Source organism: Streptomyces sp. NPDC021093 (assembly GCF_044333135.1).
Lineage (GTDB): Bacteria > Actinomycetota > Actinomycetes > Streptomycetales > Streptomycetaceae > Streptomyces.
In genome coordinates, this window is sequence record NZ_JBIRQJ010000008.1 from 344,377 (window position 1) to 359,100 (window position 14,724).

At 69.3% G+C, this 14,724-nt stretch carries 10 protein-coding genes; 3 read left to right on the forward strand and 7 right to left on the reverse strand.

Translation table 11 applies throughout. The features are described 5' to 3' along the window. The first annotated feature begins 3 nt into the window (after positions 1-3). Together ACH4SP_RS26535 and ACH4SP_RS26540 are read left to right on the forward strand one after the other, a co-directional pair. On the forward strand, positions 4-3,741 hold the full coding sequence (locus tag ACH4SP_RS26535; protein WP_398418080.1) for an amino acid adenylation domain-containing protein: 3,738 nt from the start codon (positions 4-6) through the stop codon (positions 3,739-3,741). 99 nt (positions 3,742-3,840) lie between these two features. Continuing rightward, entirely contained in the window at positions 3,841-5,031 is a 1,191-nt protein-coding gene (locus tag ACH4SP_RS26540; RefSeq protein WP_398418082.1) for an acyl-CoA dehydrogenase family protein, read from the forward strand. Positions 5,032-5,262: 231 nt separating this feature from the next. Here the strand turns inward: ACH4SP_RS26540 and ACH4SP_RS26545 are convergent, their stop codons facing one another. The 7 genes from ACH4SP_RS26545 to ACH4SP_RS26575 form a co-directional block, all read right to left on the reverse strand. After that, entirely contained in the window at positions 5,263-6,495 is a 1,233-nt protein-coding gene (locus tag ACH4SP_RS26545) for a PLP-dependent aminotransferase family protein (RefSeq protein ID WP_398418383.1), read from the reverse strand. 74 nt (positions 6,496-6,569) lie between these two features. Beyond that, positions 6,570-7,775, reverse strand: coding sequence for an alpha-hydroxy acid oxidase (locus ACH4SP_RS26550; RefSeq protein ID WP_398418084.1), 1,206 nt, complete (start codon positions 7,773-7,775; stop codon positions 6,570-6,572). Then, entirely contained in the window at positions 7,772-8,911 is a 1,140-nt protein-coding gene (hppD, locus tag ACH4SP_RS26555; protein WP_398418086.1) for a 4-hydroxyphenylpyruvate dioxygenase, read from the reverse strand. Before hppD ends, ACH4SP_RS26550 begins: the two co-directional genes overlap by 4 nt. A gap of 126 nt (positions 8,912-9,037) precedes the next feature. Next, entirely contained in the window at positions 9,038-9,964 is a 927-nt protein-coding gene (locus tag ACH4SP_RS26560) for a phytanoyl-CoA dioxygenase family protein (RefSeq protein WP_398418088.1), read from the reverse strand. A 1-nt stretch (position 9,965) separates the two neighbouring features. After that, positions 9,966-10,310, reverse strand: coding sequence for a Dabb family protein (locus tag ACH4SP_RS26565; protein WP_398418090.1), 345 nt, complete (start codon positions 10,308-10,310; stop codon positions 9,966-9,968). Beyond that, on the reverse strand, positions 10,307-11,755 hold the full coding sequence (locus tag ACH4SP_RS26570) for a pyridoxal phosphate-dependent decarboxylase family protein (protein WP_398418092.1): 1,449 nt from the start codon (positions 11,753-11,755) through the stop codon (positions 10,307-10,309). Before ACH4SP_RS26570 ends, ACH4SP_RS26565 begins: the two co-directional genes overlap by 4 nt. After that, on the reverse strand, positions 11,748-12,110 hold the full coding sequence (locus tag ACH4SP_RS26575) for a hypothetical protein (protein WP_398418094.1): 363 nt from the start codon (positions 12,108-12,110) through the stop codon (positions 11,748-11,750). The genes ACH4SP_RS26570 and ACH4SP_RS26575 overlap by 8 nt, the downstream gene beginning before the upstream one ends. 894 nt (positions 12,111-13,004) lie before the next feature. On the opposite strand from ACH4SP_RS26575, the gene ACH4SP_RS26580 reads away from it, so the two are divergent. After that, the gene (locus ACH4SP_RS26580) at positions 13,005-14,675 is read left to right on the forward strand and encodes a condensation domain-containing protein (protein ID WP_398418096.1); all 1,671 of its coding nucleotides are present in this window, start codon (positions 13,005-13,007) and stop codon (positions 14,673-14,675) included. Positions 14,676-14,724 lie beyond the last annotated feature (49 nt).

Below are 14,724 nucleotides of genomic sequence, written 5' to 3' on the forward strand. Positions count from 1 at the left end.
CGCATGTCCCCCATCGAGACGCCGCTCTCCTTCGGCCAGCAACGCATCTGGTTCGTCGAACAGGTCGCGCCGGGAAACGTCGCCTACCTCAACACCGATGTCAAAATCCTGCGCGGGACGCTCGTGGTCGAGGCGCTCGCCGCCGCCGTCCAGACCGTCGTCGACCGGCATGACGCCCTCCGCACCCGGATCGTCCCCGCGACCGGCGGCCGGGACCCGATGCAGTGGGTCGCGCCACAGGTCGACTTCCCGCTCGAAGTGATCGAGATGTCGGCGGACGACCTCTCCACGGAGTCCATCCGACCCGCCGTCGAGAGCTTCGTGAGGGAAGCCGCCGGGCGTCCGTTCGACCTGGGTGCCGAGCTTCCGATGCGCGTCCACCTGCTGCGCTGGAGCCCGACGGTCCACACACTGGTGGTGATCGGACACCACATCACCCTGGACGGCTGGTCCCTGACCAACGTCATCGAGGAGATCGCTCTCTTCTACAACCGCGAGGTCGGTGCGACGGACCAGGAACCCCGCGAAGTGACGGTCCAGTACCCCGAGTTCGCGGCGTGGCAGCGGGAGTACTTCGACCAGGACCGGATCCGGGAGGAGGTCGAGTTCTGGCGGGACTACCTGGACGGCGCTCCCGCGGAGATCGCGCTGCCCGCGGACCGGCCGCGTCCGGAGGACCGGGACATGACCGGCGCGATGCTCAACCTCATGCTGCCCCACGAGGTGTACGACGCGGCCCGCAAGCTCGCCTCCACGTCCCGCAGCACGCTCTACATGGTGCTCGCGGCCACGCTCTCCGTGGTGCTCACCAGATACTCCGACCAGCGGGACGTCGTGCTGGGCACTCCGGTCGCCGGCCGGACCAGGCCGCAGTTCGAGTCCACCGTCGGACTGTTCCTGAACCTGATCTCGGTGCGGGTCTCGGTCGACGACGACGCGTCGTTCCTGGATCTCCTCAAGTCCGCCCGGAGCTCCAGCCTGAAGGCGATGCAGCACCAGGAGCTCCCGTTCGACCAGGTCCTACAAGGCCTGTCGGTGCAGCGGCACGGCAACATCTCACCGATCTTCCAGGCCTCGCTGTCCGTCTCCAACCTGCCCGACCTCCCGTTCGACCTGCACGGTCTGGAGCCGGGCGAGCACCTCTGGGTCGAGCTGGACGGTGCGCGGTACGACCTGACGACCACGTTCGTGCCCGAGGGGGGCGGGCTGCGCCTGCGACTCCAGTACGACACGGCCCGGTTCGACGAGGGCACCATGCGCACCCTGGTGTCCCACATCGGCCAGGTCCTCCTCCAGGCGGCACGGACGCCGTCGGTGCGGGTGGCTGACCTGGATCTCGCCTCTCCGCAGGAGAAGGCCCTGGTACGGGAGTTCGCGGGACTGCACACCGTGGAAGCGGCCGCGCAGCCCCTCCCCGACGTGCTCACCCGGTTCCGTCAGGCCGTACGGACGTGGCCCGACCGGATCGCCGCACGGTGCGGCGACACCTCCCTGACCTTCCGCGAACTGGACCGGGAGTCGGACCTGTTCGCCGACGCCCTGGCCGCCGAGGGCGTCGGCAGCGGGTCCGTGGTCGCGGTCCGGCTGCCGCGCAACACCGGCTTCCTCGCGACCGTCCTCGGAGTGTGGAAGCTGGGCGCGGTCTTCCTGCCGATCGACGCGGCGCACCCGGACCAGCGGGTCAGGTTCATGCTGGAGAACGCGGAAGCCGTCCTCATGGTGACGGACACGGAGTCCCCGGCGGGCGTCCGTACGGTGGAGGTCGCGGACCTCCGCGGGAGTACGGCCGAGGCCTCCGGACGTCCCGAGGCTGCGGCCGACCTGACCGCGTACATCATGTACACCTCGGGTTCCACGGGGGACCCGAAGGGCGTGTCCGTCGCCCGCAGCGCGCTCTCCACGTTCTGCGAGGCCGCCGTCGAGCTGCTCGGCATCACCCCCGAGGACGTCTCGCTCAGCCTGACCACCACCTCGTTCGACATATCCCTGCTGGAGTATCTGGTCCCGTTGCTGGCCGGTGCCTCGGTCCAGCTGGTGGAGGAGGGCGCGACCAGTCCCGCGGCGGTCGGCCGGGCGTTGGCGGCGGCTCCTCCGGTGACGTACGTCGGAGGCACGCCCACGGTGTGGAAGTCCCTGCGCGACGCGGGGGTCGAGGTCGCCGACGGCACCAGGCTGATGCTGGGTGGTGAGCCGCTGCCCGAGGAGTTCGCCGACCATCTGAACGCCCGCGGACTTGAGTACTGGAACTTCTACGGACCGACCGAGGCCACTGTCTACTGCACGGTGCAGAAGTCCGGCGGAGCGGGGAAGGACCGCGCTGCCGCACTCGACGCGACCGCCTGCGTCGGTGCTCCGTTCGGCCTCAACCGCGCCTACGTCCTGGACGCCTCCTACCGACCCTGCCCGGTCAACGTCCCCGGTGAGATCTTCCTCGCCGGTCCCCAGGTGGCCCAGGGGTACGTCGGCCAGTGGGAGCTCAGCGCCAGCCGCTTCCCGCTCGACCGGATCGCGGCGGACGGGTACCGCGTCTACCGCACCGGCGACGCCGGACGGTGGGACGCCCAGGGACGGCTGCGCTTCATGGGGCGCCTCGACACCCAGGTCAAGGTCCGCGGCTTCCGGGTCGAGCTGGAGGAGATCGAGAAGCGGCTGGCGGAGTGCCCCGGCGTCGCCGACGCGGTCGTCGGCGTCGACCCGGAGACCGGCGACCGGTTGATCGCCGGCATCATCCCCGAGGGGGACGACCTGCCGGACGCGGCCGAACTGCGCGGGAAGCTCGCGGAGTCACTGCCCGAGTACATGATCCCGAGCCTCTACACCAAGCTGGCAGGTCTGCCCATGTCGGCGAGCGGAAAGCTCGACCGCCGGAACCTCGGCGGCACCACCGGACCGGCCCCGGCGGCCGACCTCGACGGCGGCTCGCCCCACGAACATCTGGTCCGCGGGGTGTTCCGCGACCTGCTGGGCCGCGACGACATCGGCCGCGACTCGAACTTCTTCGAGCTGGGCGGTCATTCCCTGCTCGCCGTGCAGATGGTGCTGCGGTTCCAGGACATGTTCGGGGTCACCCTGGAGACGGCGGAGGTCTTCCGCGCCCCGACCCCACGGACGTTCGCCGAGCGGCTCGGCCGCCCGGCCTTCGTCCAGGAGCCCACCGTCCCGCTGCGTGCGGCCAACGGCGAACCCACGGTGGTCTGCCTCCCTCCGGTCAGCGGCACGGCGTGGAGCTTCGTCCAGCTGCTGCCGTACCTCCCCAAGCACATGCCGGTGCACGGCGTCCTGTCGCCGCTGCTGGAGACGGACGGGCGGTCCGCCGATCCGGCCGCCGTGCTGGACGAGTTCGTCGCTGCCGTGGAGAGCGTCGACGTACTGGGGCCGATCGTGCTGGTCGGCTGGTCCGTCGGCGCGGCGCTGGCCCCGAGCGTCGCCGCTGAGCTCCAGGACCGCGGCCACGAGATCGCGCACGTGGTGATGTTCGACGCGGCGGACCTGGACCTCGGCGAGCTCCCGGGCATCGGGGACACGGCCTCGGACACGCACCCTCGGCTGAGCTGTGGGCTCACCCACTACCTCGCATCGGACCGGGCATCGGTCGTCGAAGGCCGGTACTGGGAGAGCCTGTTCAAGGGCGAGGTGGAGACGGTGGGGACCGCCGCCCCGCATCTGCACATGCTCGACCCGGACAGGCTGGCGGAGTCCGGACCGCAGCTGCGGAACCGGCTCCTGGAGTTCGGCGGCTGACAGCGACGGGGCCGCGCCGGTCGGCCCCGGCTTCCTCCCCTCCGGCGGGCTGCTGTCCACGCCCGCCGCGACAGCATCGACGTACGTACGGAAGGCACCATGACTGACGATCTGAAGGACACCCGGGACGACCTGTCGCTGCGTGAACGGGTCGCCGCGGCCGCGGAGGTGACGCGGGCGCACGCCGAGCAGGTGGACGCCGAGGGCCGCTTCCCCGCCGAGGCGGTCGCCGCGCTGAAGCGGTACCGGCTGCTGGCCCCGGAACCCGTTCCGGGCCAGGGCCTGTGGACCGCGCCGCAGCTCGTGGCGGTGGCGCACACGCTGGGCCGGGCCTGTGCCTCCACCGGCATGATCTGGGCGATGCACCACGGCCAGATGCAGGCGATCGCCCGCCAGCAGAAGATCAACCACGCGGTGCGGGAGTTCCTCGACACCGCGTGGGAGGCGCAGCCGCTGGTGGCGAGTCTGATGTCGGAGGTCGGGGCCGCGAGCCCCAGGGAGAGCCGCGCGTACTGCCGCGAGGAGGGAGACGGCAGCGGCACCCTCGTCATCGACAAGAACGTCTCGGTCTCGTCCTACCTCCAACAGGCCGACGCCGGCCTGCTGGTGGCTCGCCGCTCCGCCGACGACGCCGTCACCGAGGGGGCCCTGGTCCTGGTGCACCGCGACGAGCTGACCATCTCGCAGTGGCGCGAGTGGCAGGCCATGGGCATGCGGGGGACCGGCAGCGGCGGCGGCCGGGTCAGGGCCCGTACGCACCGCGACCGGATCCTCGAAGAGTCGTTCGGCGAGGCCTCGGCCCGGGTCATCATGCCGCTGTCGAACCTGGGCTGGGCCGCGTGCTGGCTCGGCATCGCCGAATCCGCCTTCGTCACCGCCCAGAACGCCTTCCGGCGGCAGCAGAGCAGGACCGCTCCCGATCTCCTCACGGCCAAGACGATGCGGCTGGGCCGGGCCTCGGACACCATGGACGAGCTGACGGAACAGGTGCGTTCGATCGCCGCCGAGTACGAGGCACTGCAGGGTCTGGCGAGTGACGCCATGGTGCGCCGCTCGAACGCGCTGCGGCTGACGGCTGCCGCCAGGGCGAACGAGAGCGTACTGGACTCCTTCCAGGTCATCGGAGTGGACGCCTACCGGGAGCCGTCCGCGAGCAAGTGGAGCCTGAGCCGTCAGATACGTGATGTGCTCTCGGCGCGGGTCATGATCAGCGAGGACCGGATTCGGCTCGGCAGCGGAGGTCTCGCGCAGCTTCCCCGGGCGAGCACCCTGCTGGACGCGATCGACTGACGGCCGCGGGCGAGCCGTGCACGAGGGCTTCACCGGGACGGGACAGCGCAGTCCGTCCGGTGGAGTCCGTGCGGCGCTCGCGCGCCGGAAGGACAAAGGCCGCGGCGGCCCACACGTGGTGACGTGTGGGCCGCCGCGGCCGTGATCGGGTCGGTGAGCCGTACCGGGCAGGCGACAACTCGCCGGTCAGCCCGGTCAGCCCGGTCAGCCCGGTCAGCCCGGTCAGCCCGGTCAGCCCTGCCGCCCGGAGAGGAGAGCGGCGAGGCGCTCAAGCCCTTCGTCGATCTGTGCCCCGTCGACCTGACTGTAGGAGAGGCGGAGTTGGCGAGCGCTCTGCGGATCGGAACCGAAGTAGCTCATCGGGGTCCACAGCACGCCGTACTCGCACGCGGAGATCTCCAGCAGCGCGTCGTCCGCGGGGAAGGGCACCGTCAGCACGAGGAAGAACCCGCCGCGAGGAACGTTCCAGGTCACCCCTGATCCACCGGCGGACGGGAAGTGCCGTTCCAGACCCGCCAACAGGCGCCGCAGGTTGTCACGGTACAAGGCGATCTCACGCTCGTTGGCGCTGTACAGATCCAGACCGTGGGTCAGGAGTTTGCCCGCGACGACGGCCTGGGCGATCGGCGAGGTGTTCACCGTGAGCATGCTCTTGATCTTCGAGAGTTCGTCGGCCAACAGCCCCTCCCGGCCATCGGCGCCGAGGACCTGCTGGTCGGCCACCGCGTACCCGATCCGGGCTCCTGGCAGACCGGTCTTCGCGAACGATCCCAGGTAGACGACCCTGCCCCGGGTGTCGAGCGACTTCAGCGTGGGCAGCCGGACGCCGTCCGCGTTGAAGTAGCCGTACGGGTTGTCCTCCAGCAGCAGCAGGTCGAGCCGCTCCGCGAGGTCGAGCAGCGCGTGCCGGGTTTCCGTGTCGAGGCTGATGCCCGAGGGGTTGGCGAAGTCCGCGACCAGGTAGCAGGCGCGGGGGCGCAGACCGCGCGCGCGTGCCTCGCGCACCACGTGTTCGAGGCTGTCGAGGTCCACGCCGTTCGGCCCGCCGGCCACTTCGAGCACCGGCATGTCCACCAGCCGGGCGGCCCCGCTGAGTCCCACGTAGCTCGGCGACACCGCGAGGAGCACGTCCCGCTCGTCGGCGCGCAGGGCGCGAAGCACCAGGAACATCGCTTCCTGGCAGCCCACGGTGACCACCACGGACTCCGGATCCACGGCGATGCCCTCGTCCACTTCCAGGTGGCGGGCGATCAGCTCGTGGATGATGCCCTTGGTCCGCCCGTACTGGAACAGGGTCCGGCGCACCTGGGCCTCGTCGTAGCCCTTCTCCTCCCTCAGGTACCGCTCGAAGCGGCGGAGGTAGTCGTGTACGAGTTCGGTGTCGAAGAAGCCCTCGTAGGGCCGCCCGGGAGCGAAGGAGATCGCATCGGGGAACCGCTGGGCGATCTCGTTGAGGAAGTTCATCGAGCCGAGCGTCTTGTCCTCAAGGGACGCGTGCAGCTCCGCCGTGTGCAACAGAGCCGTTGGATACCGCTGGGTCACCGGTTGATCATCCCTTCGTGACTGGTCCTGTCCGGGTACGCCGTGCGGGCACGGGCCGTGCCGGTACGGGCTGTGCCGGTACGGTCCGGGGCCATCGGCGCCTGTCGCACTCGCAGGGTGCGCGCGGCCCCCGGGCCGGAGCACCCCGCGAGCCCGAGCGCGTCCCGCAACTCGGCCGAGAGCAGGTCGAGGACCCTGCGCGCTCCTTCGGCGCCGCCCGTCGCGAGCCCCCAGAGCAGCGGACGGCCGAGCAGGACGCCGCTCGCCCCGAGCGCGAGGGCCTTGAGCACGTCGACCCCGCTGCGGACCCCGCTGTCGAGCAGCACCTCGCAGCGTCCGTGCACCGCCGCGCACACCTCCGCCAACGCGTCGATGCTCGCCACGGCCCCGTCGAGCTGTCTTCCGCCGTGGTTGGAGACGACGATGCCGTCCGCCCCCTCCTCGGCCGCCCGGTCCGCGTCCGCCGGATCGAGAATGCCCTTGACGAGGAGCGGCAGCCCGGTGCGCCGCCGAAGCTCCGCCAGGTCTGCCCAGCTGAGTGACGGGGCGAAGGCCGAGGCGGTGTGCCGGGCCACCGCGGATTCGCCCGAGGCCGCCCGGTGCGCCGCCGATTCCGCGCCCACCGGGAAATGCGCGGCCACGACGTCGTCCGGCAGGGCGAACCCGTTGCGCTGGTCACGCAGGCGCCGGCCCATCCACGGCACGTCGACCGTGAGCATCACGGCGCTGCACCCGGCGTCCTCGGCGCGGCGTACCAGGTCGAAGGACTTCTCGCGGTCACGCAGCCAGTAGAGCTGGAACCAGGTCGTCGCCCCGACGGCCGCGATCTCCTCCACCGTGCAGCTGCTCAACGTGCCGACGGTGAAGGGGATTCCGACCTCCGCCGCCGCGCGTGCCGCGGCGAGTTCCCCCTCGGGGTGCACCAACTTCTGGTAGCCGACCGGTGCGGTGGCCACCGGCATGGCGGCCGGGGTGCCCAGCAGGGTGGTCGCGGAACTGCAGTCCGATACGTCGCGCAGGGCCCTGGGCGTGATCCGCAGCCGGTCGAACGCGGCCCGGTTGTCCGCGAGAGTGAGCTCGGCCCCGCTGCCGCCCGCCACGAAGTCCCGTACGGCGGCGGGCAGTACGGCGGCCGCGGCCTGTTCGAAGTCGTCCAGGGCGAAGAAGTCGTCGGGCGCGAACGCGTCGCCGGCGGCCGTCATCGGGCGGAGGCGTTCTGCTGCAGCCGTTCCAGCTCGACGGCCTCGTAGAGGGCCTTGATGTTGGAGGACCCGAACGTCTCGGCGCCGAGCCGCTCGATCACCTCGAAGAAGAGGGTGCGCCGCGAGTGCGTCGACCGGGTGAAGATCTGGAACAGCTGCCCGCCGTGGTCCTCGTCGACGAGCAGGTTCCACTCGCGCAGCGCCTCCAGGCCGTGCCTGAGCAACTCCACGCGCTGGGAGAGCAGTTGGTAGTACGTGTCGGGAGACTTGAGGAACTCCACGCCGTCGCGGGTCAGGGCGCGGACCGAGCCGACGGCGTCGGAGCTGGAGAAGGCGATGTGCTGTACCCCCGCGCCGCCGTGGCTCTTCAGGAAGTCGTCGATCTGGCCGGGGTCGGCCGCCGGATCCGGCTGGATGATCGTGAAGGTGATGTCGCCCTCCCCGCTCTGGACCACCTTCGACAGCATGGCCTGCGAGCCGACGGCGATGCGCTCCTCGAATATCTCCTTGAATCCCAGCGCCTCACGGTAGTACTCGACGACCTCGTCCAGCTCCCCGACGTTCACGCACACGGCGAAGTGGTCGATCTCCTCCAGGCCGGAGTCCGCGGCGGCGGGCGTCCGGGTGCCGGGGTCGGACGGGACCGGCCGGAAGCCCGGCGGCAGACCGTCGGGGCCTTCCCCCTCGATCAGGGTGTGCACCACGTCCCCGAAGCCGGAGACGGTGGCGGTGGTCACCGCGCCGGGGCCGGGCAGCCGGACCGGCTCGCCCAGCGGCCGGGCACCGCGGCCCACCGCGTGCGCGAAGGCGGCCGCGACATCGGCGGTGCGCAGGGCGATACGGGCCACGCCGGAGCCGTGCAGACCGGTGTAGAGGGAGGCCTCGTGCTCGTCGGCCGTGCCTTCGGTGAGGACGAGGAGGATCCGGCCCTGGCGCAGGGCGAGGCTGCGGAAGCCCTCCTCGGCACCGCCGGCGGTGCCCGCGGCGGTGAAGCCGAATCGCGTGGTCCACTCCGCGGCCTCGCGGTCGAGGTCCTCGACGTAGATCTCCACGTGGTCGAGCCGGAGGTCGCCGACGGGGAGTCCGGCGGCGGGATGCGGCTGTGCGTGGCGTGCGGAGTCTGCTGCGATGGTCATACGGCTCAGTCCGGTTCTTCCTGTGCTAGTGGTCTGTTGTCGCGATGCCGGGCCGGCCCGGAGGCGCTGGTGTGCGCGGGCGGGCCCCGGTGGCCGGCCGGCTGTCCCGCTCGGGACCGGGTGGTGCTACGCGGCCGGGGGCACGGGCCCGTCCCAGACGACCGGGCAGAACTCGGGGTCGCTGTAGTCCGGGGCCCCGTCCGGCGTCCTGCGCACGAGCTCGTCGTGGTTGTAGGCGGCCAGGCTGCCGTCCGCGAGCGAGAACTCCCGGTACGCGTTGGCGCCGTCCTGCAGGTGCAGCGAGATGGCGCGGCGCGGCTCGGCCGACCGGTTGGCTCCGCTGCCGTGGTAGGTGCGGCAGTGGTGGAAGCTCACGTGTCCTTCCGGGATCTCCACCGGCACCTTGACGACCTTCGCGCCGTTCGCCTCCGCGGTACGGTCGAGGACCGACTCGGCGTCGCTCCCCAGTTGTACGAAGTGCCGGGCCGTGACGGCGTCCTGGCTCAGCTCCTGCCAGCGGTGGCTGCCGTCGACCATGGTGATGGTGCCCATCTGCTCGTCGCAGGGGTGGAACGGGATGAAGGCCGTCAGCATCCGCTCCGAGCTCGACGTCGCCCAGTAGTCCCGGTCGAAGTGCCAGGGCACGACGTTGCTGGGCTCCTCGGGCCGTGGCGGCTTGCGGATGAGGGTCGACTGGAACACCCGGATCTGCTCCGCCTGTGCCAGCCGCGCCGCCACCGCTCCCAGCAAGGGCTTGCGCAACACCCTGGCTATCGCGTCGCTCTCGTAGTGGATGTAGTCGTTGTGGCGCTGGACCTCGCCCTTCTCCGGGGTCCAGTAGGCCAGCCGCGCCGGGCGCTTCGGCAGCGCGCGGTCGCGCCGTCCCCCGTAGAACTCCTCGCTGGCCGACCGCAGCAGAGCCGTCTCCTCGTCGGTGAACAGCTTCTTCGACAGGTACCAGCCGTGCTCGGCGTAGAACGCGACGTCGTCGTCGGACGGCAGGAGTTCGCGCTCCTCGTCGGTCAGCGCGAAGACCTCGGTGGGTGCGGACACGTCATTCTCCTTCGGGGTGTCGCGGGGACGGGGAGGCTGCCTGCCGGGGAGGGTCTTCCTCGATGTCGGCGATCACCCGATCGCTGATCGGCGTCCAACTGCTCGCTGTCTCGTGGTGGAAGGGGTGGGCGAGGTATCGGGCCACGGCCGCCTCGTCGTCCAGCAGGCCGATGACCGCGTAGTCGTAGGCGACGGGACGGTCGGAGACGTTGCGACCGCAGGTCCACTCGCGCAGCTCTTCGATCTCCTCGCCCATCCGTTGCTGGAGCGCCTCGGCCTCGCGGACCTCGGGGCTCTCCCAGCTGAAGCCGGGCTTCAGCCGGAAGAGCACGATGTGCCGGATCACCGGCACTTCTCCGCGGTGCGGTTCAGGACGGTCCACAAGCGCTCGATGTCGTCCCCCGTGGTGTGGATGTTGGCGAGGGCGACTCGGATGACGTAGCCGTCGCGGATCACCGAGTGCGACACGAAGGCCTCGCCGGAGTCGTTGAGCTCCTTGACGATGCGGGCGTTCAGGTCGTCCAGCCCGGTGTCCGGATCCACTCCGTCCTGCGGCGCGTACCGCAGGCACACCAGCGGATAGGGCGACGGGGCCGGGCACTGCCAGTCCGGGTCGGCGGCGGCCAGCCCTCGCAGGCGGTCCGCCAGCTCCATGGCGTGGTCCAGCCTGGACCGCAGCCCCGCGCGGCCGAACGACCGCAGCACCCACCAGAGTTTCAGGGCCCGGAAGCCCCGGCCCAGCTGGGGCGACAGGTCCATGAAGTCGAAGGTGCCGTCCGTGTGGACCGACGTCAGGTACTCCGGGACGAGTCGGTACGTGTTGGCCAGCGCGCCGCGGCGCCTGCAGTAGAGCGCGGTCGAGTCCAACGGGACGAACAGAGTCTTCTGCGGGTTCACGACCAGCGAGTCGCCGACCGACACGTCCTCCGCCGCGCCGCCCATGCGGGAGGCGGAGGCGAAGAGACCGCCGAAGGCGGCGTCGACGTGCAGCCAGACCCCGAACCGTCGGCAGATCTCACTGATCGGCTCCAGCGGGTCCGCCGCCGCCACGGAGGTGGTACCGACCGTGGCGACGACGGCGACCGGCGCGAGGCCGGCCGCCACATCGCGGGCGATGGCGCTCTCCAGCAGGTCGGTACGCATCCGGTACTGGTCGTCGGACGGGATCTTCACCACGTTCCGCAGACCGATTCCGAGGGTGATCGCGGCCTTCTCCACCGAGCTGTGGGCCTGGTCGGAGGTGTAGATCCGGGCCACCTTGGCGTGCGGCCCGCCCATCCCCTCCTCCCGGACGTCGTGGTCGAGCGCCGCGTCCCGGGCCGCTCCGAGTGCGTAGAGCGTGGCCAGCGAGGCACCACCGACCAGCAGACCGTCCGACTCGGCCGGATAGCCCGCCAGTTCGGCGATCCAGCGCAGTACCACGTGCTCCAGGGCCGAGGCCGAAGGACTGGTCTTCCACAGCATCGAGTTGACGTTGAGCGCGGACGTCATCGTCTCGGCGAGCATTCCGGGGAAACTCGCGCAGGTGGTGAAGTAGCCGTGGAAGGAGGGGTGGTTCCAGTGGACGAGATCCGGAACGACCTTCTCCCAGGTGTCCGTGAGGATGCGCGGGAACTCCTCGCCCTGCTCCGGCAGATCCGTGTCGAGCCGTCCCATCAGTTCAGCGGCGTCGTAGGGACGCGCCACCGGCACGTCCCTGACGTGCTCGAAGTGCTGACGGAGCGTCGCGAGCAGCTCACGGCCGTGGCGTTCGAAGTCGGCCGGCGCCCAGTCCCCCGTGGGCTCAGACATGCGAGCTTTCCGCGTGGGCGTGCGGGTCGGTGGCTTCGACGTCGACCGGGAGCTCCGTGAAGTAGACGATGCCGCGCGGCCCGTCGCAGTACTGCTCGTAGAACTCGCCGAGCAGCTTCTCCTCCTCCTTGATGAACACCTCGTGCTCGGCGCGGCTGCGCCAGGTGTACATCATCCAGATCTCCGCCTCGCGCTCCTGGAGCTGGTAGAAACGGCCGTGCTCGCACCAGCCCGGGTTGTCGTGCGCGTTCGGGCCGACGATGTCGTCCATCACCTGCATCAGTTCCAGTGCCCGCCCGGTGAACTCGTCCTTGAGCTTCCAGGTCTCGATGACGGTGACCTTCTCTGCACCCATCGTGCTTCTCCTCTTCTGATCCGTCCGGTTGCCCGAAGGGCGGGCAGCCGGCGCCGTCTTGGGTTTGGTGACTCGGGTCTTTCGGCGTCGCCTACCACCGCCCCTGCGGTGCTCGGCGCGCCGGTCTCCCGGCCTCCGGCCGTCTCGGCGGGGCGCCATGACAGTTCCGTGTCCGCCCGCCCGGTGCTCACTGCGTCGATGCGGATGCCGTCCCGACGCGGACCGGGCCGGCGGTCCGGGGCAGGGCGGTGACAGCGGCCCTCAAGGCTGCGAAGCGCGGGGTGTGCAGACGGCGCCGATTCCCTTCGTCGAATTACCGGGAAGGGCCGACGACACTTTCTGTGCGGCGATTGGCTGGAGCCAATGGGCGGTCGCGAGTTACCACTTCGTGGTGTGCTCAGCCGCCGATGTTTGCTCAGCCACCGATGACGAAGAACCAGTCGGATGACCGGGCTTGGGGTGAACGGGTGGGCCACCACGAGTGCGGTGCGGGGCCGGTGCCGCCGTCCCACAGTGGCTGGCCTGTGGCGTTCGTCAGTCTGCACCACGGCGAGGGTGATCGACAAGGGGTGTCCCGCCGAGAGAGGAGAGTCACCGACTCGACCAGTCCAGATGTGGACAACCAGCCTCAAATCAAGCTCAAGTGCAGATCAACATCCTTGACATCGATTCCCTGGTTGATGATCATTCCGTCTCGGATGAATTGGTTCCGAGCGCAGTCCTCGGGCATTGATTCGAAACTGCACGAGGGGCGGCAGGTTCGGTGTCAATTTGGACATTCAGTGATATTTGCGAAGCCCCTCGCACCCTTGCAGCTTCCTGCCGAAAAATGCGGCGCGTTACGTGAGACCGGTTTACTCCGGTGCGATCCACACCCACATCAGGAGCTCGTTCGTGATACCCCTTTCGTTCGCCCAGCGGCGCCTCTGGTTTCTGAATGAACTAGAGGGAGTGAAAGCGGTATACAACACTCCATTGGCGCTGCGACTGACTGGCGCACTCGACAAGGACGCACTCCAGGGTGCGCTGTCGGACCTGGTTGCTCGCCATGAGTCCCTGCGCACTGTATTCCGGGAGCATGACGGCGAGCCCTACCAGCACATACTTGAGCCGGCCGAGGTCGAGCCGACCCTGGAAGTGGAAGATGCCAGGGGCGCGGTGGTATCGGACATGCTCCTCCGGGCGTACCGGGCGCCATTTGATCTGGCCAATGACATTCCCCTGCGGGTGCAGCTTTTCGAGCAGGGGGTCAATGAGTGGATTCTGCTGCTGACCCTCCATCACATTGCCGGTGACGGATGGTCTCTGGTCCCCTTGTGGCGAGACCTGAGCTCGGCCTACGCTGCGCGCTTGAACGGCGCGAACGTGGGCTGGGAAGACCTCCCTGTTCAGTACGCGGACTACACGCTCTGGCAACGTGAAGTGCTGGGCGACGAGTCGGACCCCGGCAGCCTCGGGTCCAGGCAGCTGGAGTACTGGAAGGCCAAGCTGGAGGGCGTTCCCGAGGAGCTGAGGCTTCCGACGGCAGGTGTGCGTCCCGCGACGGCGAGCCGCCTGGGAATCCCCGTTGATTTTGAGTTGGCCAAGGCCACCCATGTGCGTGTGTCCGATGTGGCGAGCGAGAACGGCAGCACCGTATTCATGGTGATGCAGGCGGCCGTGAGCGCGCTGATGTCAAAGCTGGGGGCCGGCCACGACATACCCGTCGGCACAGCGATGGCCGGCAGGACCGACCAGGCCCTCAACGACCTGGTCGGCTTCTTCGTCAACACCCTGGTCCTTCGTGCCGACACTTCGGGAAATCCCGCATTCGTTGAGATCCTGAAGCGGGTCCGAGCGGTGAACCTCGAAGCCTATGCACATCAGGATCTGCCGTTCGAGCGCCTGGTGGAAGTTCTGAACCCGCCGCGACTGCCGGGCCGGCATCCGCTGTTCCAAGTCATGCTGACGATGCAGAACAATGCTGAAGCCGACTTCCGGCTTCATGGGCTCGAAGTCGGAGTTGAAGAGATCCAGGAGCGCGCGGCCCAGTTCGATGTGTCGTTTCAACTCAAAGAAGAGCATGACGGGCTCGGGGCTCCTGCCGGTGTGCGAGGAACCGTTCTCTATTCGGAGGATCTGTTCACTTCCGAAGCGGCGAACTTCATCACGGAGTGCTTCGTCGCTCTGATTGACCAGGTGTGCGAAAGCCCACAGTTGACTCTGGATGAAATTGACATCCCGGAAATTCCGGCGCACCTGACGGGCGGCGAGCAGTCGGTGCGGGAGGGGAGTCCCACACGCGAGGCATCGGCAACGCCGGCGGATGCGCGGCTGGAGATCCTGCGCGACATATTCTCGCAGGTTCTCGGGGTCGAGGAAGTGGGACTTCACGAGAGCTTCTTCGAGCTGGGCGGCCATTCACTGATGGCGATTCGCTTGGTCAGCCGCGTGCGCAAGCTGTTGGGCGTCGAATTGGATGTCGCCAAGATCTTCGAGGCGCCGTCGGTGATTGAACTTTACGGATTTCTTGATGAGGCGCCGAAGGCTCGGCCGAGCCTTGGGAACAGTAAGCGGTCGCGTTAGTCCATCGTGCGTGGATGAGGTTGCCGGGGCACTGATTGAAGTCTGACCT